General features: G+C 70.7%; 14 protein-coding genes and 1 pseudogene. 6 read left to right on the top strand and 9 right to left on the bottom strand.

The genetic code is table 11. The features are described from left to right. From ACFQ27_RS17665 to pgl, 3 genes are all read right to left on the bottom strand, one after another. Positions 1 to 456: glucokinase (locus ACFQ27_RS17665; protein ID WP_377354514.1), on the bottom strand; the 456-nt coding region annotated here is incomplete at its 3' end. A 10-nt stretch (positions 457 to 466) separates the two neighbouring features. Then, positions 467 to 2,269 (bottom strand): phosphogluconate dehydratase, encoded by a 1,803-nt coding sequence (gene edd, locus ACFQ27_RS17660; RefSeq protein WP_377354513.1) that lies wholly within the window; start codon positions 2,267 to 2,269, stop codon positions 467 to 469. Positions 2,270 to 2,298: 29 nt separating this feature from the next. Further along, positions 2,299 to 2,973, bottom strand: a complete 675-nt coding sequence (gene pgl, locus ACFQ27_RS17655) for a 6-phosphogluconolactonase (RefSeq protein ID WP_377354512.1) — start codon at positions 2,971 to 2,973, stop codon at positions 2,299 to 2,301. A 141-nt stretch (positions 2,974 to 3,114) separates the two neighbouring features. On the opposite strand from pgl, the gene ACFQ27_RS17650 reads away from it, so the two are divergent. Then, complete coding sequence (locus ACFQ27_RS17650; protein WP_377354511.1) at positions 3,115 to 4,170, top strand: glycosyltransferase family 4 protein; 1,056 nt, start codon at positions 3,115 to 3,117, stop codon at positions 4,168 to 4,170. 13 nt (positions 4,171 to 4,183) lie between these two features. After that, the gene (locus ACFQ27_RS17645) at positions 4,184 to 6,328 is read left to right on the top strand and encodes an amylo-alpha-1,6-glucosidase (RefSeq protein ID WP_377354510.1); all 2,145 of its coding nucleotides are present in this window, start codon (positions 4,184 to 4,186) and stop codon (positions 6,326 to 6,328) included. On the opposite strand, the gene pyk is transcribed toward ACFQ27_RS17645, so the two are convergent. Then, positions 6,325 to 7,746, bottom strand: a complete 1,422-nt coding sequence (gene pyk / locus ACFQ27_RS17640) for a pyruvate kinase (protein WP_374344522.1) — start codon at positions 7,744 to 7,746, stop codon at positions 6,325 to 6,327. The genes ACFQ27_RS17645 and pyk overlap by 4 nt on opposite strands. A gap of 143 nt (positions 7,747 to 7,889) precedes the next feature. On the opposite strand from pyk, the gene ACFQ27_RS17635 reads away from it, so the two are divergent. Further along, complete coding sequence (locus ACFQ27_RS17635; protein WP_377354515.1) at positions 7,890 to 9,677, top strand: glycoside hydrolase family 15 protein; 1,788 nt, start codon at positions 7,890 to 7,892, stop codon at positions 9,675 to 9,677. On the opposite strand, the gene zwf is transcribed toward ACFQ27_RS17635, so the two are convergent. Further along, complete coding sequence (zwf, locus tag ACFQ27_RS17630; RefSeq protein WP_374343530.1) at positions 9,678 to 11,183, bottom strand: glucose-6-phosphate dehydrogenase; 1,506 nt, start codon at positions 11,181 to 11,183, stop codon at positions 9,678 to 9,680. It abuts the gene before it with no gap. Between the two features lie 129 nt (positions 11,184 to 11,312). Here zwf and otsB point away from each other — a divergent pair, with 129 nt between their 5' ends. Genes otsB through ligD form a run of 3 tightly spaced genes read left to right on the top strand, consistent with a single transcriptional unit; the run spans position 11,313 to position 14,564 of the window. Continuing rightward, the gene (otsB, locus tag ACFQ27_RS17625; RefSeq protein ID WP_374343532.1) at positions 11,313 to 12,059 is read left to right on the top strand and encodes a trehalose-phosphatase; all 747 of its coding nucleotides are present in this window, start codon (positions 11,313 to 11,315) and stop codon (positions 12,057 to 12,059) included. After that, entirely contained in the window at positions 12,056 to 13,579 is a 1,524-nt protein-coding gene (otsA, locus tag ACFQ27_RS17620) for an alpha,alpha-trehalose-phosphate synthase (UDP-forming) (protein WP_377354509.1), read from the top strand. Before otsB ends, otsA begins: the two co-directional genes overlap by 4 nt. A gap of 37 nt (positions 13,580 to 13,616) precedes the next feature. After that, entirely contained in the window at positions 13,617 to 14,564 is a 948-nt protein-coding gene (gene ligD, locus ACFQ27_RS17615; protein ID WP_377354508.1) for a non-homologous end-joining DNA ligase, read from the top strand. A 5-nt stretch (positions 14,565 to 14,569) separates the two neighbouring features. Here ligD and ACFQ27_RS17610 read toward each other — a convergent pair whose 3' ends face one another. The 4 genes and pseudogenes from ACFQ27_RS17610 to ACFQ27_RS17595 all read right to left on the bottom strand — a co-directional run. Further along, a complete protein-coding gene (locus ACFQ27_RS17610; RefSeq protein ID WP_374343538.1) occupies positions 14,570 to 16,072 on the bottom strand; it encodes a carboxylesterase/lipase family protein in 1,503 nt (500 codons plus the stop codon). A gap of 61 nt (positions 16,073 to 16,133) precedes the next feature. Beyond that, positions 16,134 to 19,325, bottom strand: coding sequence for an error-prone DNA polymerase (locus ACFQ27_RS17605; RefSeq protein WP_377354506.1), 3,192 nt, complete (start codon positions 19,323 to 19,325; stop codon positions 16,134 to 16,136). Then, a complete protein-coding gene (locus ACFQ27_RS17600) occupies positions 19,322 to 20,860 on the bottom strand; it encodes a Y-family DNA polymerase (protein WP_377354505.1) in 1,539 nt (512 codons plus the stop codon). The genes ACFQ27_RS17605 and ACFQ27_RS17600 overlap by 4 nt, the downstream gene beginning before the upstream one ends. Further along, positions 20,778 to 20,987 (bottom strand): annotated as a pseudogene (locus tag ACFQ27_RS17595) (protein imuA); the annotation flags it as partial. The pseudogene ACFQ27_RS17595 and the gene ACFQ27_RS17600, both read right to left, overlap by 83 nt.

Genomic DNA, 20,987 nt, shown 5'->3' with positions numbered 1-20,987 from the left:
CTCGGACCGCGCCCCGCCGGCGACGCCGAAGCCGGTGCCAGCGCCGACCACGACACAGGGCGCGCCCTCGGCGCCGCGCAGCTCCGGGCCGATCCGGCGCAGGTCTTCCGCCTCGAGCAGGGGCGCGGCCATGGCCTGGGCGCCGAAGTCGTTGAGCAGCTTGGCGGCCTCCAGCTCGAAGGTCCCCACCAGCTCGCCCTCGGAAATGCGCCAGGACAGGTTGGTGAACTCGATCTCGCCGTCGACCACCGGCCCGGCCACGGCGATCACCGCCTTGGTCGGACGCTTACGGCCCAGGGTCTGCTGGATATAGGCGCCAATGACGTCGCTCAGCGAGGCGTAGTCCTTGGCCTCGAAGGTCTTGGGGTGACGGATGCGTCCATCCTCGTCCACCAGGGCGAGACGGGCGTTGGTGCCGCCGACATCGCCGACCAGACCGGCATAGTTGACCTTCAAGAGGGCCCCCTCAGAAAAGCACGGAGGCGCCGGCTTCGGCCGGGCCCACCGTCCGGCGCATTCCGCCGAAGAGTTCGCGCCCATAGCCGAACCCGGCGGGTTTCGCCACCGCTGGCGGGCGGGCGGCGAGTTCGGCCGGATCGACCTTGATCTCCAGTTGGCCGGCCAGAGCGTCCAGCCGGATGATGTCGCCGGTGCGCACCTGGGCCAGCGCCCCGCCGCAGGCGGCTTCCGGCGTCACGTGGATGGCGGCCGGGACCTTGCCCGAGGCTCCGGACATGCGCCCGTCGGTGACCAGGGCGACCTTGAAGCCCTTGTCCTGCAGCACGCTCAGGGTGGGCGTCAGGCTGTGCAGCTCTGGCATGCCATTGGCCTGCGGCCCCTGGAACCGGACCACCGCCACGAAGTCCCGGTTCAGCTCCCCGCGCTTGTGGGCGGCCAGCAGTTCTTCCTGGTCCTCGAAGACGATGGCGGGGGCTTCCAGGGTCAGGTGCTCGGGCTTCACCGCCGAGGTCTTGATGACCGCCCGGCCCAGGCCGCCGGTCAGCAGGCGGATGCCCCCCTCGGCCAGGAAGGGGTCGCTGACCGGACGCAGGATGTCGAGGTTCAGGGACTTGGCGGTCCCCTCGCGCCAGACAAGGTCGCCATCCTGCAGGAAGGGTTCGGTCTGATAGTGGCGCAGGCCCCGGCCGGCGATCGTCAGCACGTCCTCATGCGCCAGGCCTGCGTCCAGCAGCTCGCGGATCACGAAGGCCATGCCGCCCGCGGCATGGAAGGCGTTCACGTCCTCGCTCCCGTTCGGATAGACCCGCGCCAGCAGCGGCGTGACCTTGGACAGGGCGTCGAAGTCGCTCCAGTCGATCAGCACGCCGGCCGACCGGGCCATGGCCACAAGGTGCAGGGTGTGGTTGGTCGAGCCGCCGGTGGCGAGCAGACCGACCATGGCGTTGACGATGGACTTGGCGTCCACGACCTCGGACATGGGCGCGTGGCTGTTGGAGCCCAGGGCGATCTCCATGGCCCGCTTGGGCGCCGCGGCGGTCAGGGCGTCGCGCAGGGGGGTATTGGGATGCACGAAGGCCGCGCCTGGCAGGTGCAGGCCCATCATCTCCATCATCATCTGGTTGGAGTTGGCGGTGCCGTAGAAGGTGCAGGTGCCCGGCCCGTGGTAGGACTTCATCTCCGAGTCCAGCAGCTCGTCGCGGGTGGCCAAGCCTTGCGCGTACAGGCCGCGCACCCGGGCCTTCTCGGCGTTGGAGACGCCCGAGGTCATCGGCCCGGCGGGGACGAAGATCACCGGTAGATGGCCGAAGGCCAGCGCCCCGATCACCAGGCCCGGCACGATCTTGTCGCAAACCCCCAGCATCAGGGCGGCGTCAAAGGCGTCGTGGGTCAGGGCCACCGCCGTCGACATGGCGATCACGTCGCGGGAGAATAGCGACAGCTCCATGCCAGGGCGCCCTTGCGTGACGCCGTCGCACATGGCCGGCACGCCGCCGGCCACCTGGGCCGTGCCGCCTGCCGCCTCGGCGGCCGCCTTGATGAGGTCCGGGAAGCGCTCATAGGGCTGATGGGCGCTGAGCATGTCGTTGTACGAGGTGACGATCGCGACGTTCGGCGCGGTCGGGTTGCGCATCCGCTGCTTGTCGCCCTCTGGGCTGGCGGCGAAGGCGTGGGCCCAGTTGGCGCAGGACAGCTTGGCGCGGCCGGGGCCCTGGTCGCGGGCGGCGGCCATGCGCTCCAGATAGTCCGCGCGCAAATCAGCGCTGCGCTCGACGATGCGGGCGGTGACTTCGGCCGTGACGGGGTTCATGAGCCTACCTCTTGGCGTCCGGGAGGAGTTCAGGGCGTCCAGAGGACGCGCAGGGGCGATGTAGTCGTTTCCGCAAGGACATGCACGGGCCGGACGTCGCCGCCCTCCAAAACCCGGCGACGCGCTTCGCCGGAAGTCAGGATCAGGATGCGCCGCGCTGAGGCCAGGGCCGGCAGGGTCAGGGTCATGCGCGGCAGGGGCGGTGCGCCAAGGCCCGCGGGCACGCCCTGGACCAGCCGGCTGCCCGCCGGGTCGAGCCCCTGGGCCAGGCGCGGATCGCCGGGAATCAGCGAGGCGATATGGCCGTCCTCGCCCATGCCCAGCATCAAAACATCGAAGGGAACGAGCGGGCGGATGTGCGGCTCGGCGGCCTCTGCAGAGGCGTCCTCGTCGGCGACGTCATAGCGCAGGGGCTGGAAGCTCGCGGCCGCTGCAGCGCCCACCAGCAGCCGGCGTCGCACCAAGCCCGCGTTGGAGTCCGGATGGTTCGGTGAGACGAACCGGTCATCGGACAGGGTGACGGTCACCCGGCCCCAGTCGAGCTCGGCCCGGCTCAGACGATCATAGACCGGCCCCGGTGAGCGGCCACCGGTGCCGACCAGGGTCGCATGGCCCCGCGCCGCCAGGCCATCAGCCAGGCCGTCCAGGATCCAGGCGGCCGCGGCGTCGGCCAGGGCGTCTGCGTCGGCGAAGGTTTCGATCATGCCCCGGCATAACGCGGCTGGCGCGAAAACGCCGCTGGAATTCCGCCCCATCGCCTCGCCATGGAACCGAACCCCTGCTAGCGGCCTTCATCCTGACGGGCGCAGCCCCTGCGCCTGAGTTGTCGCGTCAGGATGACCGCCATGCGTATCGCCCAGGTTCCCCCGCTGTATGAAGCTGTCCCCCCGCGCTTCTATGGCGGCACCGAGCGGGTGGTGGCGCACCTGTCGGACGCCCTGGTCGATCTCGGCCATGAGGTGACCCTGTTCTCCAGCGCCGACGCCCGCACCCGCGCGCGCCTGGTCCCTGTCCGCGACCAGGCCATTCGCCTGGACCCGAAACCCCTGAAGTCCGACCTGGCCGCCCACATGGCCATGCTGGTCGAGGTGCGCCGGCGGGCGGCGGAGTTCGACGTCATCCACTTCCACACCGACATGATCCACTTCCCCTTCTTCGAGGACATGGCGGAGAAGACCCTGACCACCCTGCATGGCCGCCTGGACCTGGCCGACCTGGCGGGGGTCTACGCCGCCTGGCCGCAGTTTCCACTGGTCTCCATTAGCGACGACCAGCGCAGGCCCCTGGTCGACGCCCACTGGGCCGGCACGGTGCTGCATGGGATGAGCGCCGATCTCTATCGGGTCCATCCGAGGAGCGAGGGTTACCTCGCCTTCCTGGGCCGGTTCTCGCCTGAGAAGCGCCCCGACCGGGCCATCGAGATCGCCCGCCGGCTGGGCAAGCCGCTGAAGATGGCCGCCAAGGTCGATCCCGCCGACCAGGCCTATTTCCAGGACAAGATCGAACCGATGATCCTCAGCAACCCGCACGTGACCTTCGTGGGCGAGATCGGCGATGCGGAGAAGTCGGATTTCCTGGGCGGGGCCGAGGCCCTCCTCTTCCCCATCGACTGGCCCGAGCCCTTTGGCCTGGTGATGATCGAGGCCATGGCCTGTGGCACGCCGGTGGTGGCCTATGCCTGCGGCTCGACCCCGGAAGTGATCGAGGACGGGGTCACCGGCTTCCTGGTCCGCGACCTGGAGGGCGCCTGCGCCGCGACCCAGGCCGCCTCCAGCCTGGACCGCGCCCGGGTGCGCCAGCGCTTCGAGGCGCGGTTCTCGGCCACCGCCATGGCCCGCCGCTACCTGGACCTCTACGCCCGCCTGGACACCGGCTGCGCGCCCCTCGCCGCCACTGCCTGAGAGACACCGAGACATGGACGATCTGGCCCCGGCCCCCGGCTCCGAGGTCGAACAGGGGGAGGTGGTCGAGGCCCGGACGCCCCAGAAGCTGCACGCCCTGAAGGACCGCGACACCTTCGTGGTGGCGGACGCCCACGGCGACATCCTGGGCGCCGCCGACGGCCTGTTCCACAACGACACCCGGCTGTTGTCCCGCTTCCGCCTGCTGCTGGGCGGGGGCCCGCCCTCCCTGCTGTCCGGGGCGATCTCGGCCGACAACGTGTTCTTCACCTTCAACGGCGCGAACCAGGACCTGCCCTATCCCGGCGGCCCTATTGGCCCGCCGGGCGTCCTGCACGTGGAGCGCAAGCGGTTCCTGTGGCGCGAGCGGCTGTTCGAGCGAATCCGTTGCGTGAACTACAGCCGCGACGAGGTGCTGACCCCCCTGGTGATCGAGTTCGGCGCCGACTTCCGCGACATGTTCGAGGTGCGTGGCTCCCGACGGCTGCGGCGCGGCGAGGTCTTCCCGCCCAAGGTCGGCGAGCGCGGCGTGACCTTCCGCTACCAGGGTCTCGATGGGGTGGAGCGGACCAGCATCATCAGCTTCTCCGACCCGCCGGCCCGGCTGAACGGGGCGCGGGCCGAATGGCTCTACCCCCTGCGCCCGGAGGGGCGGCTGGAGCTCTATCTGGAGATCGGGGCGACGGCGGAAGACCCGCCCACCCGCGAGCGCTGGCGCGACGCCGCCGGCCAGGCCCGCTGGGAGATGCGCGGCCGGGTGCGGCACGGCGCGCGGCTGAAATCCTCCGGCCGGCTGTTCAACCAGTGGCTCGACAAGTCCCGCGCGGACCTGGCCCTGCTGACCACCCGGATGGAGACCGGCCCCTACCCCTATGCCGGCATCCCCTGGTTCTCGACCGCCTTCGGCCGCGACGCCATCATCACCGCCTGGCAGATCCTGTGGTTTGAGCCCAGCCTAGCCAAGGGCGTCCTGACCTATCTCGCCGCCCACCAGGCCGAGGAGGTCTCGGCTTTCCGCGACTCCGCGCCCGGCAAGATCATGCACGAGACCCGCAAGGGCGAGATGCCGGCGCTCGGGGAAGTGCCCTTCGGCCGCTACTATGGCGGGGTCGACACCACGCCCCTGTTCGTGGCCCTGGCCGGCGCCTATGCCGAGCGGACCGGCGACTTCAAGCTGATCGACGACCTGTGGTCGAACCTGGTCGCCGCCATGGGCTGGATCGAGCGGTTCGGCGACACCGATGGCGACGGCCTGATCGACTATGCCCGCGGCGCCGAGAGCGGCCTGGCCAACCAGGGCTGGAAGGATAGCCAGGACAGCGTCTTCCATGCCGATGGCCGTTTCCCCCGGGGCCCCATCGCCCTGGTGGAGGTGCAGGGTTACGCCTACGCCGCCTGCCAGGCCATGGCGCGGCTGGCGGAGCGCCGGGGCGAGCCGCACGAGGCCTGGGCGCAGAAGGCTGACGCCATCCGCCGCAAGGTCGAGGACCGCTTCTGGATGGACGACCGCCAGACCTATGGCATCGCCATTGATGGCGCAGGCGAGCTCTGCCGGGTGCGCAGCTCCAATCCCGGCCACCTGCTGTTCGCGGGCCTGCCCTCGCCGGAGCGGGCGGAGGCCGTGATCCAGGACCTGAAGTCCGCCCGTTTCGAGTCCGGCTGGGGCGTGCGGACCCTGGCGGCGGGCGAGGCGCGGTTCAATCCGATGAGCTATCACAACGGCTCGGTCTGGCCGCACGACACGGCGCTGTGCGCCGCCGGCATGGCTCGCTATGGCGAGCGCGACGGGGTGGTGGACCTGATGTCCGGCCTGTTCGAAACCGCCGCCCAGTTCGACATGCGCCTGCCGGAGCTGTTCTGCGGCTTTCCCCGCGCGGCGGGCGAGCCGCCTGTGGCCTATCCGGTGGCCTGCCTGCCCCAGGCCTGGGCGGCGGGATCGGTGTTCATGCTGCTGCAGGCTTGCCTGGGCCTGACCGTGGACGGCTGGGCCGGCGAAGTGCGGATCCGTGATCCCCGCCTGCCCATCGGCATCGACCGGCTGCGGATCGATGGCTTGAGGGTCGGCGAGCGCAGGGTTGACCTGTGCTTCGAGCGCAGCCAGGGCCGGGTCGCCGTCCATGTGGCCGGCGGCTCAGGAATCCCGGTGACGATCCGCTAGCGGCGCAGCGGCGTGTGGGCCAGACGCAGGATGTTGGCCGCGCCGGGTGAGCCCATGGGCAGGCCGGCGAGGATCAGCACCCGCTGGCCGGGCGGGGCCAGATCAAACTCCACCGCCTTATCGACCGCCGTGCGGGCCATTTCCTCCGGATCGGTGATCTCGCCGATCACCCGGGCCTCGACCCCCCAGGCGAGCGCCAGCCGCCGGGCCGAGGCCAGCCGGGTGGTCAGGGCCAGGATCGGCTGGATCGGCCGTTCGCGGGACAGGCGCAGAGCCGTCTGTCCGGTGGTGGTGAAGGCCACCAGGCAGGCCGTGGAGGCGGCCTCGGCGGCGCGCCGGGCGGCGGCCACCAGGGCGTCGGCGTCCTCGTCATCGACCGGATGCTCGGCGGCCATCAGCTCGGGCCAGCGGGGGTCCTGCTCCACGCGGGTCAGGATGCGGTCCATGATCGACACGGCCTCGACCGGATAGTCTCCGGCCGCCGTCTCCGCCGACAGCATCACCGCATCCGCGCCCTCATAGACCGCGTTGGCGACATCTGACGCCTCGGCGCGCGTGGGGGTCGGCGCATGAATCATGCTTTCCAGCATCTGGGTCGCGACGATCACCGGGATGCCGCGATTGCGCGCGGCGCGGACCAGGGTCTTCTGGACCACCGGCACGTCCTCGGGGTTCAGCTCGACGCCCAGGTCGCCGCGGGCGACCATCACCGCCTCGCAGAGGTCGAGGATCTCATCCAGAGCATCGAGGGCCGCGGGCTTTTCGATCTTGGCCAGGACGCCGGCCCGGCCTTGGACGATCTGGCGCAGTTCCGCCATGTCTGCGGCGCGCTGCACGAAGGACAGGGCCACCCAATCGACCCCCTCGGCCAGGGCGAAGTTCAGGTCCTCACGGTCCTTGGGCGTCAGGGCCGGGATCGGGATGGTCAGGCCCGGCAGGTTCAGGCCCTTGTGGTCGGACAGGGCCTCGCCGCTGGTCACCACGCACTCGGCGAAGTCGGGGCCGCACTTGCGGACCTTCAGCCGCACCTTGCCGTCGTCCAGCAGGATGTCGGCCTCGGGCTTCAGGGCCTGGAAGATCTCCACATGCGGCACGCACACCCGCGAGGCGTCGCCGGGCGCCGGGTCGCGGTCCAGGCGGAAGTCCTGGCCGGACTTCAGCCGCACCCGCCCATCGGCGAACTCGCCCAGGCGAAGCTTGGGCCCCTGCAGGTCGGCCAGCACCGCCAGGTGGCGGCCGACCAGCTGCTCGGCCTCGCGCACATTGGCGATGGTCCGGGCGTGGTCCTTGTGGCCGCCATGGCTGAAATTGACGCGGAACACGTCGGCGCCGGCCTCGGCCAGGGCGCGGACCTTGGCCACCTCGCGGCTGGCGGGCCCCAGGGTGGCGACGATGCGGGCGTGGCGGGGACGGATCAGGGGCATGCGCGCCCCTTTGCGGCCATGGAGACGGGCAAGGTTACGCGTCGGGCATCCAAGCTTATCAAGAGACGTTCCTGCCTCGGCCATCACCAGGGAGCCTATTCATGGACCGATCCGCCCAGCCGGGGAATCCCCAGCCGATGTCGCAGAGCCTGGACCTGTTCCCGATCGGCAATTGCGCCGCCAGCGCCCTGATCGACCGGGCCGGGCGCTTCGTCTGGAGCTGCTTCCCGCGGGTGGACGGCGACCCGGCCTTCTCGGCTCTCCTGGGCGGCGACACCCAGGCCGAGCGCGGCTTCTGGGCGGTGGAGGCGGAGGAGACCGCCAGCATCCGCCAAGCCTATCTGCGCAATACGCCCATCCTGTCCACCGAGGTGACCGACGTCTCCGGCGCGGTGTTCCAGGTGATCGACTTCGCCCCCCGCTATCGCCAGTTCGGCCGCGTCTATCGCCCCATGTCCTTCATCCGGATCGTGCGCCCGATCAGCGGAACGCCGCACATTCGGATCCGTATGCGCCCCACCGGATGTTGGGGCGCGGCGGAGATCAATATGACCACCGGCTCCAACCACCTGCGCTATGTCGGCGGCGAGATGACCCTTCGGCTGACCACCGATGCGCCGGTCTCGCACATCGCCAGCGAGCGGCTGTTCCGCCTGGAGGAGCCGCTGGTGATGTTCCTGGGCCCTGACGAAGGGATCGAGGCCGACCTGGCCGCCACCGCCGAGCGGATGCTGCACGAGACTACCGCCTATTGGCGCAGCTGGGTGCGGACCCTGTCGATCCATTTGGAGTGGCAGGAGGCGGTGATCCGCGCCGCCATCACCCTCAAGCTCTGCGCCCACGAGGAGACCGGCGCCATCGTCGCCGCGCTCACCACCTCGATCCCCGAGCATGAGGGGTCTGAGCGCAACTGGGACTATCGATACTGCTGGCTTCGCGATGCTTACTACGTGGTCCAGGCCCTGAACCGGCTGGGCGCGGCGGACATGCTGGAGAACTATCTCGGCTTCCTGCGCAACCTGATCGACCGGGCCAAGGGCGGCCATATCCAGCCCCTCTATGGCGTCGGCCTGGAGGCCGAGCTGCCGGAGACCTTCGCCCCAGACCTGCCCGGCTATCGCGGCATGGGGCCGGTGCGGGTGGGCAACCAGGCGCACGAACACCTGCAGCACGACGTCTACGGCCAGATCGTGCTCTCCACCGTCCAGGCCTTCTTCGACGAACGGCTGCTGCGGCCCGCGACTTTGGACGACTTCCACGCCCTGGAGGCCGTGGGCGAGCGCGCCTTCCTGCTGCACGACCGGCCGGACGCAGGGCTCTGGGAATTCCGGGGCCGAGAGGCCGTGCACACCTATTCCTCGATGATGTGCTGGGCGGCCTGCGACCGCCTGGGGAATGCGGCGACCAAGCTGGGCCTGCGCGACCGGGCCGATGTCTGGAACGTCCGGGCCGCGCAGATCCGCGAGGTCATTGAGGCCCGCGCCTACAACCCCGAGCTCGGCCGGTTCGCCGCCGACTTCGAGGGCCAGGGCCTGGACGCCTGCCTGCTGCAGCTGGTCGACGTGCGCTTCGCCGCCCCGGATGATCCGCGCATGGCCGCCACCCTGGCGGCGGTGGAAGAGGGCCTGCGGCGCGGCCCCTACATGATGCGCTATGTGGCGCCGGACGATTTCGGCGAGCCCAAGACCGCCTTCAACATCTGCACCTTCTGGCTCATCGAGGTGCTGCACCTGTCGGGCCGCACCGAAGAAGCCCGGGGCCTGTTCGAGGAGATGCTGGGCCGGCGCACCGCCGCGGGCCTCCTGTCCGAGGACATCGCCCTCGACGGCGCCGAGCTGTGGGGCAACTATCCCCAGACCTATTCCCTGGTCGGCCTGATCAACTGCGCCAACATGCTAAGCCGGCCCTGGACGAGCGTGAGATGATCAGTCTTTCCAGGCCCGTTCCGACCGCTCGATGAGCGCGAAGGCGCCGGCCGGGCCCCAGCTGCCGGCGGCGTAGGGCTTGGGCGCCATGCCGCTTTCGGCCCAGGCGGCGGCGACGCCATCGACCCAGGTCCAGGCCTGCTCCACCTCGTCGCGGCGGACGAACAGAGTGGAATTGCCGCTGATCACGTCCAGGAACAGCCGCTCATAGGCGATGCGCCGCCGCGCGCCCGGCCCCGAATAGGCCTTCAGCAGCGACAGCGAGAGCGGCAGGGACTGCAGCCGCATCCCCTCCTGGCTGATGCCCGGCGCCTTGTTCATCAGGACCAGCTCGATGTCCTCGTCCGGCTGCAGGTCGATGATCAGCTGGTTGGCGACCATGTCGGCCTGGGCGGTGGCGCCGAAGATCGAGTGCGGGACGCCCTTGAACTGGATGACGATCTGGGTGCGCCGCTCGGGCAGCCGCTTGCCGGTGCGCAGGAAGAAGGGCACGCCCGCCCAGCGCCAGTTGTCGATGTCGACCCGCAGGGCGGCGAAGGTCTCGGTGTCGCTCTTCTGGCCGCGCTCGGCCTCATAGCCCGAGACCTCCTTGCCGCCGACGACGCCCGGGGTGTACTGGCCACGCACGCTGTTGGCCGCCACCTCGGCGCGGGTGAAGGGGCGCAGGGAGCGCAGCACCTTGACCTTCTCGTTGCGCACCGAGTCCGGGTCCATGTCGGCCGGCGGCTCCATGGCGACCAGGCACAAGAGCTGCAGCATGTGGTTCTGCAGCATGTCCCGCAGGGCGCCGTACTCGTCGTAATAGGGCCAGCGGTCGCCCACCCCTTCGGTCTCGGCCACGGTGATCTGGACGTGGTCGATGGTCAGGTTGTTCCAGAGCGGCTCGAACAGGGTGTTGGCGAAGCGCAGAGCAATCAGGTTCTGGACCGTCTCCTTGCCCAGATAGTGGTCGATGCGGAACACCCGGTCCTCGCTGAAGACCTCGGCCACCTCCTCGTTGATCGCTCGCGAGGACGCGAGGTCCCGGCCCACCGGCTTTTCCAGCACGATGCGGCTGTCGGGGGTGGCGAGACCTGAATCCCCTAGCGCCTTGCAGACCCGGCCGAACAGGCTGGGCGACAGGGCCAGGAAGAACATGGGGGCCGTCGCATCGCCCACCGCGGCCTTCAGCTCGGCGGCGCCGGCCTTGGTGGTGGCGTCCGCGCCCACATAGGTCAGCCGGGCGGCGAAGCGGTTCCAGACCGTACGGTCCGGGTGGCCGCCGGCCCGGCGGGCGACGGCGTCATGCACCTGGGCGCGGAAATCCTCCGCGTCCATGTCGGCCCGAGCGGTGGCGATGACCCGGAAGCCCTCCGGCAGGAAGCCGTCGGCGTCGAGGAAGTAGAGCGAGGGGAACAGCATCCGCTGGGCCAGATCGCCGGTGCCCCCGAACAGAACGATCACGTCGGACTTGGGCAGGTCGGCCACGAGTTCACCTAGGGTCAGCGGAGGATCCAGGTCCCGCATAGCGGGGTTCGCCCGGGAAACGTCAACCCCCGGCGGCCCGTTCACTTCAAAGTGCGCGCCCAGGTTGGATCGCCCGGCGCGGTCCGGACGTTCTAGGCCGCTGAACCTGGGGACCGGGCCGAAAAGAGCATGCGTACTGAAGACTTGACCCTGAGCGCCGCCGCGCCGCGGCTGAAAGCGGCGGAGACCGCCCTGTTCCTCGATCTGGACGGCACCCTGGCGCCGATCATGGACCGGCCAGAACTGGTGGGTCCCGACCCGCGCCGCACCCGCCTGCTGGAACGGCTGGCCGCGCGGCTTGCGGGCCGGCTGGCGATCATCAGCGGCCGCAGCCTGGAAGACCTGGACCGTATCCTTGAGGGTCGGGCGAGCGCGGTGGCCGCCGTGCATGGCCTGGTCTGGCGCGCCGCCGACGGCCAGGTGGTGCGCACACCGCCACATCCCGGCCTGGCCCACGCCGCCGAGGAGCTGCGCCGGTTCGCCTTCGCCCACGCCGGCGCCCTGGTCGAGGACAAGGGGCTCAGCATCGCCCTGCACTATCGCCTGGCGCCGGGCCTGGCCGAACGCGCCCGGTTCCAGGCCGAGGCCCTGGCCCGCGAGACCGGCCTCACCCTGCAGCCCGGCGACTGTGTGCTGGAGCTGCGCACGCCCGGCCCGCGCAAGGGCGAGGCCCTCGCCGCCTTCATGGCCGAGCCGCCGTTCCGCGGGTTCAGGCCGGTGTTCGTCGGTGACGACCTGACCGACGAGGACGGCTTTCGCGCCGCCCGCGACCTGGGCGGGTTCGGGGTGTTGGTGGGACCAAAGCGCGACACCGTCGCGGCCCATCGCCTGGACGACGTGGCCGCCACCCTGGCCTGGCTGGAGGCCTTGTCGTGACCCGGCTGATCGTCGTCTCCAACCGCGTCACCGCCCCGACCGGCGCCGGCGGCGAGAGCGTCGGCGGCCTGGCCATGGCCCTGGCCGCCGCCCTTCGCGAATACTCAGGCCTGTGGTTCGGGTGGAGCGGCCGCACGACGCCGGAGTTCACCGGCCAGCTCACCGTCCAGCGGGCCGAGGGCGTGACCCTGGCCACCGTCGACCTCGAGGAGGCCGACCTGCAGGAGTACTATAACGGCTACGCCAACAAGACCCTGTGGCCCCTGTTCCACTACCGCCAGGACCTGACGGCCTATGACCGCTCGTTCGGCGAAGGCTATGGCCGGGTCAATCGCCGCTTCGCCGAGACCCTGGCCCCGCTGATCGAGGCGGACGACCTGGTCTGGATCCACGACTATCACCTGATCCCCCTGGCGCGGGAGCTGCGCGCCCTGGGCGTGAAGAACCGGATCGGCTTCTTCCTGCACATCCCCTGGCCCGCCCACCAGCTGATGGTCACCCTGCCAGGCCACAAGGACCTGGTGCAGGCCCTGTTCGACTACGACCTGATCGGCTTTCAGACCCAGGAGCACGTCCAGGCCTTTGAGGAATATGTGCTCTCCGAGGCGGGCGGCACGCGCCTGGAGGATGGCGGCATGCGCGCCTATGGCCGCACGGCGCGCATCGGCGCCTTCCCCATCGGCGTCGACGCCGAGGACTTCGCCCAGCTCACCCGCAGCGAGGCGGCCCGGCGCACCTTCGATGTCATGAAGGCCCACACGGCCTTTCGGAAGCTGATCGTGGGCGTCGACCGGCTGGACTATTCCAAGGGCCTGGAAGAGCGGTTCGCCGGCTTCGAGCGGTTCATGGCCGACAATCCGGACCTGCGCCGCGAGGTGCTGATGCTGCAGATCGCGCCCCTGTCCCGTGACCAGGTCGAGGCCTACCAGGAGATCCGCGCCCGGCTCGACGCCCTGTCCGGTCGGATCAACGGCGAGTACGCCGACATCGACTGGACCCCGGTCCGCTATGTGAACAAGACCTACCGCCGCGACCAGCTCGCCGGCCTTTATCGCGCCGCCCAGGTGGGCCTGGTGACACCCAAGCGCGACGGCATGAACCTGGTCGCAAAGGAGTTCGTCGCCGCCCAGGATCCGGAAGACCCCGGCGTGCTGATCCTGTCCCGCTTCGCCGGCGCCGCGGACCAGCTGCGCCAAGCCCTGATCGTCAATCCCAACAGCCCCGAGGACATCGCAGAGGCTCTGAAGCGCGCCCTGTCCATGGATCGCGACGAGCGGATCGCGCGTTGGAAGGTGCTGTACGACAACATCGTCACCGAGGACGTCACGGCCTGGCGCGACGCTTTTGTTGCGGCCCTGTCCGGCGCCCGCGAGACGCCGACGCCGGAGGACCCCTATGGCGAACAAGCTCGCCCGCTACCGGTCGATGCGCGACTTTTCCCGAACGGCGGAGCCCCGGCCGGATCGTCTACATCGCCAGCATTTGTCCATGCGCAAGGCGCGGTCTTAGGGCGAGGGTGAACCTGCGCACCCGATGTAAGGGGAAGACCAGGAGATCATGTCCAGACGCCGCAAAGGTCGAGGCGAGCCGGCTGCGGAGGTGATGGGGGTCGCCCTGTCGCATCCCGACAAGGTCCTGTGGCCCGGCTCCGCCGACCGGGACGCTCCGATCACCAAGCTGGACCTCGCCCGCTATTTCGAGGCGGTCGGCGGCTGGATGCTGCCGCACCTCCAGGGACGGCCCTGCTCCCTGCTGAGGGCGCCCGACGGCGTTGGCGGGGAGACCTTCTTCCAGCGCCATGCCGGGGCCGGAACGTCCGACCGGTTCAGTCAGGTCAGGATCAGGGGCGACGACGCCCCCTACCTGCAGATCGACGACCTTGAGGCCCTCGTGGCCAGCGCCCAGTTGGGCGTGATCGAGCTGCATCCCTGGAACTGTCGGCCAGGCGATCCCGAAACGCCGGGCCGCCTGGTGTTCGACCTGGACCCCGGCCCCGAGGTCGCCTTCGACGCCGTGGTCGAGGCCGCCCAGGCCATCGCGGAACGGCTGACGGCGCTGGGCCTCACGCCGTTCTGCAAGACCACCGGCGGCAAGGGCCTGCACGTGGTCACCCCCCTGACGCCCGAGCCCCGGATCAGCTGGCCCATGGCCAAGGGCTTAGCCCGCAGGGTCTGCGCCGACCTCGCCGGCGAGGCTCCGGACCGCTACCTGATCAGGATGTCCAAGGCCGCGCGGGGCGGGCTGATCTTCCTGGACTATCTGCGCAATGACCGGACGGCCACGGCCGTCGCGCCCCTGTCGCCCCGCGCCCGCAACGGCGCGTGCGTCTCCATGCCCCTGACCTGGGATGAGGTGAAAGCCGGGCTGGACCCGCGCCGCTACACCGTGCGCACCGCGCCTGGCCTGCTGGCGGCCTCTACGGCCTGGGCCGGCTATGACCAGGCCGAAAGGCCCCTGTCCGAGGCGATCCGGCGCCAGGCGGCCCAAGGCGCCGACCTGGGCTGAGGGGCCTACCGCGCCGGCAGGCCAAGGGTCGGCAGGCCCACCTTTTCCTGGACGTCCAGGCGCGGCTTCTGGAAGTGGGTGCGCACGCCGTTCCCGTTCCCGAACTCCATCAGCTGGTCGACCTTGGGGTCGTAGGCGGGCCAGGCGGGGCCGGAGGCGCAGGCCGGGACGCCGGTCTTGGCGAAGGCCACCCAGCAGGAGTGCATCAGGGTGGCCATGGCCCGATCCTCGTCCGAGACCACGCTCATCGGCGTGCGACGGCCCCAGTATTCGAACACGTACTGGATCTCGGCGGCGTGGAAGGCGCGGGTGAGCGCCGGGCGGAACCGCGAGCCCACATAGGAGAAGTGATAGAGCCAGGCCGGCTGGCCGCTCGCTGCCTGGGCGGCGGTCCAGCGGGCGGGCGCGCCCATATAGCGGTCGGTGAACATGGCCCTAAGCCTGGTCTCGTCATCGGGCTGGTCGGCGTAGGGCGCCTGGGCAAAGGCCGGGATCCGGGCCAGGGCCGCGGCCGGGTCGGCGACCTTGGGCCCCATCAGCGAGTCCTCGCCGGAGTTGGAGCCGATGATCAGCGGCACATCGGCCGCCGCCCCCGAGGCGAAGGCCTGGCTGGCGGTGAGCGGCAGCAGGGTCCCGTCTGGGAACGGGCCGTAGTCCGAGCCGGGCAGCTTGTTGACGAGATCGTCGGCCGGGACGGCGCGCAGGGCGGCGGCGGTGACGTCGTCGGGCAGGCCCATGGCCTTGGTGGCCGCGGCGCCGGCCTGGGCCTTGGCGGCGAGGCTGGTGGGCGGGAACCAGCCGCCGCCGGACTGGACGATGGCCCGCGCGTAGAGCCCCTTGGTCGAGGGCGCAGCCAGGATCGCCAGGGTGCTCATCCCCCCGGCGCTCTCGCCGAACACGGTGACCTTGGCCGGGTCGCCCCCGAAAGCGGCGATGTTGCGCTTCACCCATTGCAGGGCGGCGATCTGGTCCATCAGGCCGTAATTGCCCTTCGGCCCGGCCTCGCCGGCGAGGGCCGGGTGGGCGAAATAGCCGAGCGGCCCCAGGCGATAATTGATCGAGACCAGCACCACCCCGTCGCGGGCGAAGTTCGTGCCGTCATAGACCCAGCCGGCCCCCGTCCGGTGCGAGCCGCCATGGATCCAGACCATGACTGGGGCCTTCTTCGCGCCGGCCGGCGCAAAGACGTTCAGCTGCAGGCAGTCTTCGCTCATGGGGCCGTTGGCGCCGCCGCCGTTGGGCGAGCCGTCGGCGTGCATGATCTGCGGACAGGAAGGGCCGTTCTGGCTCGCGTCGCGCACGCCGCTCCAGGCCGGCGCTGGCGCGGGCGGCGCCCAGCGCAGGGGCCCGACCGGCGGGGCGGCGAAGGGGATGTTGCGATAAACGTCCACCGCCCCGGTGCGGGCGCCGGCGAGCAGGCCGGTCTCGACCTTGACCTGAACTGGATCGGCGAGGGCGGGACCTGAAACGGCGAGGGCCAGGACAACAGCGGCGAGCCTGCGGATCATGACGTCCTCCCCCAATGTGGTTGGCGCGAACCCTTTACCGGGCTTGGGTCAGGGTCAAGCCTCAGTGGAAGTCGCGGCTGGCCAGCAGGCGTCCGGCCATGCGGCCTTGCGCCTCCGGCCCCGGCGCCTCCTGCTTGAGGGCGGCGTGCAGGTGAGACAGATCGGTGAAGCGCTTGGCCACCAGGTGGATGACCCCATCCTGCACCTGCAGTTCGCCGTGGACGACGATGAAGGCTGCGCCCATCACCAGCCGGCGATGAGCCTCGAACACATCGCGCCAGACCACGATGTTGGCGGGCCCCGTCTCGTCCTCCAGGGTCAGGAACACCACCCCCTTGGCGGTGCCGGGCCGCTGGCGCACCAGCACCAGCCCGCCTACCGCCGTGCGCCGGCCGTGGCGCATGCGCTTCAGGGCCTCGGCCGGGACCGCGCCGGCCGCCTCGAGCTCGCCGCGGAAGAAGCCGCAAGGATGGGCCTTCAGGGACAGGCGGGTGGTTCGGTAGTCCTCGGTCACCTGGATCGGCAGGCTCATGGCCGGCAGGGCCACCTCCGGCTCCTGCCGGGTCATGGCGGCGAGCAGAGGGGCTTCGGCCTCGATGCGGGCGGCGTCGGCCAAGCCCTTGACCGCCCACAGGGCCTGGCGGCGGTCCAGGCCGAGACCACGGAAGGCGTCAGCCTCGGCCAAGAGCTCCATGGCCCGACGCGGCAGGTGGCGCGCCAACAGCTCCACCGATAGCGGCCCGTCGCCGCGCAGCCGCATCAGGGTCTCGGCGTCGGCGGGACGGAAGCCCTTGATCTGGCGCAGACCCAGGCGCACGGCCCGCAGGCGTTCGCCCTCGATCGGCTCGAGCGTGCAGTCCCAGTCCGAGGCCATGACATCGGCCGCCCGCACCTCCACCCCATGCTCGATGGCGTCGCGGACCAGCTGGGCCGGCTGGTAGAAGCCCATGGGCTGGCTGTTGATCAGGGCCGCGCAGAAGGCGTCCGGCCAGCGCCACTTCACCCAGGCCGAGGCGTAGACCAGCAGGGCGAAGCTGATCGCGTGGCTCTCCGGGAAGCCGTAGGAGCCGAAACCCTTGATCTGGTTGAAGCAATCCTCCGCGAACTTCAGCTCATAGCCCTTGGCGGTCATGCCGCCGATGAACTTCTCTTCGTAGTCCTCCAGGTGGCCATAGTTGCGGAAGGTGGCCATGGCCCGGCGCAGACCGTCGGCGTCGTCGGGACTGAAGTCAGCGCCCTCGATGGCGATACGCATGGCCTGTTCCTGGAAGAGCGGCACCCCGAGCGTCTTGCCCAGAATCGTCTTCAGTTCGTCGGGATCATGCGGCGGGGCCGGCGAGGGATAGGTCACCGGCTCCACCCCGCTGCGGCGCTTCAGGTAGGGATGCACCATGTCGCCCTGGATCGGGCCGGGGCGGACGATCGCCACCTCGATCACCAGGTCGTAGAACTTGGCCGGCTTCAGGCGGGGCAGCATGGACATCTGGGCCCGGCTCTCCACCTGGAACACCCCGATGGAATCGGCCTTGGACAGCATGGCGTAGACCGCCGGGACCTCCTGGGGCACGTCGGCGATCTCGATGATTTTCTTGCCGTTTTCCGGCGGGATCATCTCGAAGGCCCGCTTCAGGGCCGTCAGCATGCCCAGGGCCAGCACATCGACCTTCATCAGGCCGAGCGCATCAATGTCGTCCTTGTCCCACTCGATGAAGGTGCGGTCGGGCATGGCCGCGTTGCCGATGGGCACGGTCTCGTCCAGCCGCCGTTTGGTGAGCACATAGCCCCCCACGTGCTGGGACAGGTGGCGCGGAAAGCCCAACAGCTGGCTGGCCAGGGTCGTGGCGCGCAGGATCTCCGGATTGGTCGGATCCAGCCCCACCTGGCGGATGTGCTCCTCCGGAACCATGTCGCCCCAGCCGCCCCAGACCGTTCCGGCCAGGGCGCCGGTGACGTCCTCGGTCAGGCCCAGCGCCTTGCCCACCTGGCGGATGGCCATGCGCGGCCGATAGTGGATGACGGTGGCGACGATGGCGGCGCGATGCCGGCCATAGCGGCGATAGACATACTGCATCACCTCCTCGCGCCGCTCGTGCTCGAAATCGACGTCGATGTCCGGCGGCTCGCCCCGCTTCTCCGAGATGAAGCGCGAGAACAGCAGCTCCTGGCCCTCGCGGGTCGGGTCCACCGAGGTCACACCCAGACAGAAACAGACCAGGGAATTGGCCGCCGAACCCCGCCCCTGGCACAGGATTCCCTGGCTGCGGGCCCAGGCGACGATGTCGTGGACGGTCAGGAAGTAGTTGGCGAACTTCAGCTTTTCGATCAGGGCGAGTTCATGTTCGAGGGTCCGCTGCTCGCGCTCCCCCATGCCCTTGGAGAAGCGCCAGGCCGCGCCTTCCCAGGTCAGGTCCCGCAGATGCTGGATGGCGGTCTTGCCGGGCGGCACCGGCTCGTCGGGATATTCATAGGCCAGCTGGGACAGGTCGAAGCCGATGCGCTGGGCGATCTCGACGCTGCGCTCCACCGCGCCCGGGAACTTGGCGAACAGGCGCGCCATCTCCTCCGGGGTCTTCAAGTGACGTTCGGCGTTGGCCTCCAGGCGCCAGCCGGCCTCGGCGACAGTGCAGCCCTCGCGGATACAGGTCAGCACGTCCTGCAGGGCCCGGCGTTCGGGGCCGTGATAGAGCACGTCATTGACCGCCACCATCGGCGCGCCGGTCGCTTGCGCGAGCGCCGACAGCTTCGACAGCCGCTCCAGGTCGCGGGCGCCGTAGCCGCGCGCCGCCGCCAGCCAGACCGATCCGGACAGCTCGCCCGCGACCCGGACGAGGTCGGCCTCGAACCCCGCCTGAAGCCGGGCCGGCGGAACCACCAGCACCAGCTGGCCCTCGGCGTGGTCCAGGAAATCCTCCCAGAACAGCTCGCAGCCGCCCTTGATCGCCCGGCGCTGGCCCACGGTGAGCAGACGGGTCAGCCGGCCATAGGCCTCGCGGTCGGACGGGTAGCAGAGCAGGCTGGGCGTCCCGTCGGCGAAGTCCAGCCGGCAGCCGGTGAGCGCCCGGACCTTGGCCGCCTCGCCCATCTTCTGGACCTGCGACCAGGCCCGCACGACGCCCGCCAGGGAATTGCGGTCGCACAGCCCCACCGCCTCCAGGCCCAGGGCCTGCGCCGTCGTCACCAGCTCGTGCGGATGCGAGGCCCCGCGCAGGAAGGAGAAGTTGCTGGCCGCCTGCAGCTCGGCGTAGCGGGTCATCCGAACACCCCGTGCAGCCACCATTGCGGGGTGCGATCGGTTCCGTAGAGGCCGTCGCGGAACACCCAGAAGCGGGCGCCGTCCTGGTCCTCCACCCGGTAGTAGTCGCGGATCTCGTCGGTGCGGACCTCGCCGATCTCCTGGCGCCACCATTCCGCGGCCAGGCGTTCCGGCCCCTCGGCGCGGGCGACCCGGTGCAGGCGTTTGCGCCAGCGGAACTGGCGGGGCGGATCATCGGGGGTCAGCGCCATGACCTGGTCGAGAGGCTCGGGCCGACGGAACAGGCGAAGCGGCCGGGGACGTTCCGGGTCCCAGCCTACGCAGACCTTGGCCAGGGCCGGGCGGGACACCACGGCCCGTTCCGGCAGATGGCTTTCGGCGACGCCCGCCTTCCAGACCCGGTCGGCGCCCAGGCGGTTGGCCAGGCGGTCGACCAGGGGGGCCAGGCCCTCCTCCGGCGCGGTCTCGTCCAGGCGGTCCAGGCGGGTCTGGCGAGCCGACAGGGTCTCCACCCGCGCGGCGGTCAGGGTTGCGACCTCGATTCCGAAGCCGGGGTCCACGGTCTCCAGCCGGGGCGCGAACAGGCGGGCGATACGCACCGGATCCCGGCCGGCCAGGGACAGGCCGATCTCCAGGGTCTGGGCCACCCCGTCCAGGCGGTGGAAGGCGAGCTCGAACCGGCGCGCGCCCTTGCCCTCGCGCTCCAGCCGCGCGCACAGGACGCCGGCGATGTCGCGGCTGACCCGGGCCAGGTCCTCAGGCGCGCTGATCGGCTCGGCGAAGGCCAGGCGGGCGAACCAGGGACTGGGCGGACGGCGGAACACCAGGGCTTCGCGCCCCCGGCCCAGGGCCTGGTCCAGGCGGTCCAGGGTCTCCTGGCCGAAACGCTGGGCCAGCGGCCCGCGCGGCAAGTCCATCAGCTGGCCGATCCGGCGCAAACCCAGGCGTTCGATCTGCTCGGCCGCCTGCGGCGCAAGACGCAGGGCCGCGGGCGGCAGGGGCGCCAGCAGCCGGTCCTGGCGGCCGGGCGGGGCGATGGCGCCGTCCTCGCCATAGTGGGCCAGCGCCCAGGCCGCGCCGGCGGTGTCGGCCAGGGCCAGGCGGAAAGGCAAGCCGTTGGCCGACAGCCGGGCGCGCAGATCGGCCATCAGGGTCGCCTCCCCGTCCCAGAGGTGGGCCACGCCCTCGATGTCCAGGAACAGGCCGTCCGGCGGATCGGCGGCCACCGCTGGCGAGAAGCGGACGCACCAGTCGACCAGGGCCTTGAGCGCCCGGGCGTCGGCCTCCGGCTCGGCTGGCGCGATGACAAGGTCGGGGACCAGGGCCAGGGCGTCGGTGGCCTTCTGCCCGACCCTCAGGCCCAGGCGATGCGCGGCCAGGTCCACCGCCGCCAGCCGCCGGGTCCCCCGGGCCTTCTCGACGAGGGCCAAGGGGGTGGCCAGGGGCGGGGCGTCACCCGACGGCGCGGAGGGGCTCCGGCGGCGCCAGTTGGCGATCGCCCAGATCGGCGACCAGGCGCAGAGGATGCGTCCCATCGGCTTGCTCCCATTCATAGGCGCCCGGCGCCTCCATCAGCCAGGCGCCGTCCCGCCCGCCCCGGCAGCGATCCAGCCGCACGCGCCAGCGCGGGGCGCCCAGGCCGAGCACGCCGGGGCCGGGATC

The organism is Phenylobacterium conjunctum (assembly GCF_042679085.1).
Lineage (GTDB): Bacteria > Pseudomonadota > Alphaproteobacteria > Caulobacterales > Caulobacteraceae > Phenylobacterium > Phenylobacterium conjunctum.
The sequence above is the reverse complement of the archived record's forward strand: the minus strand, read 5'-3'. Positions and strand labels throughout refer to the sequence as shown.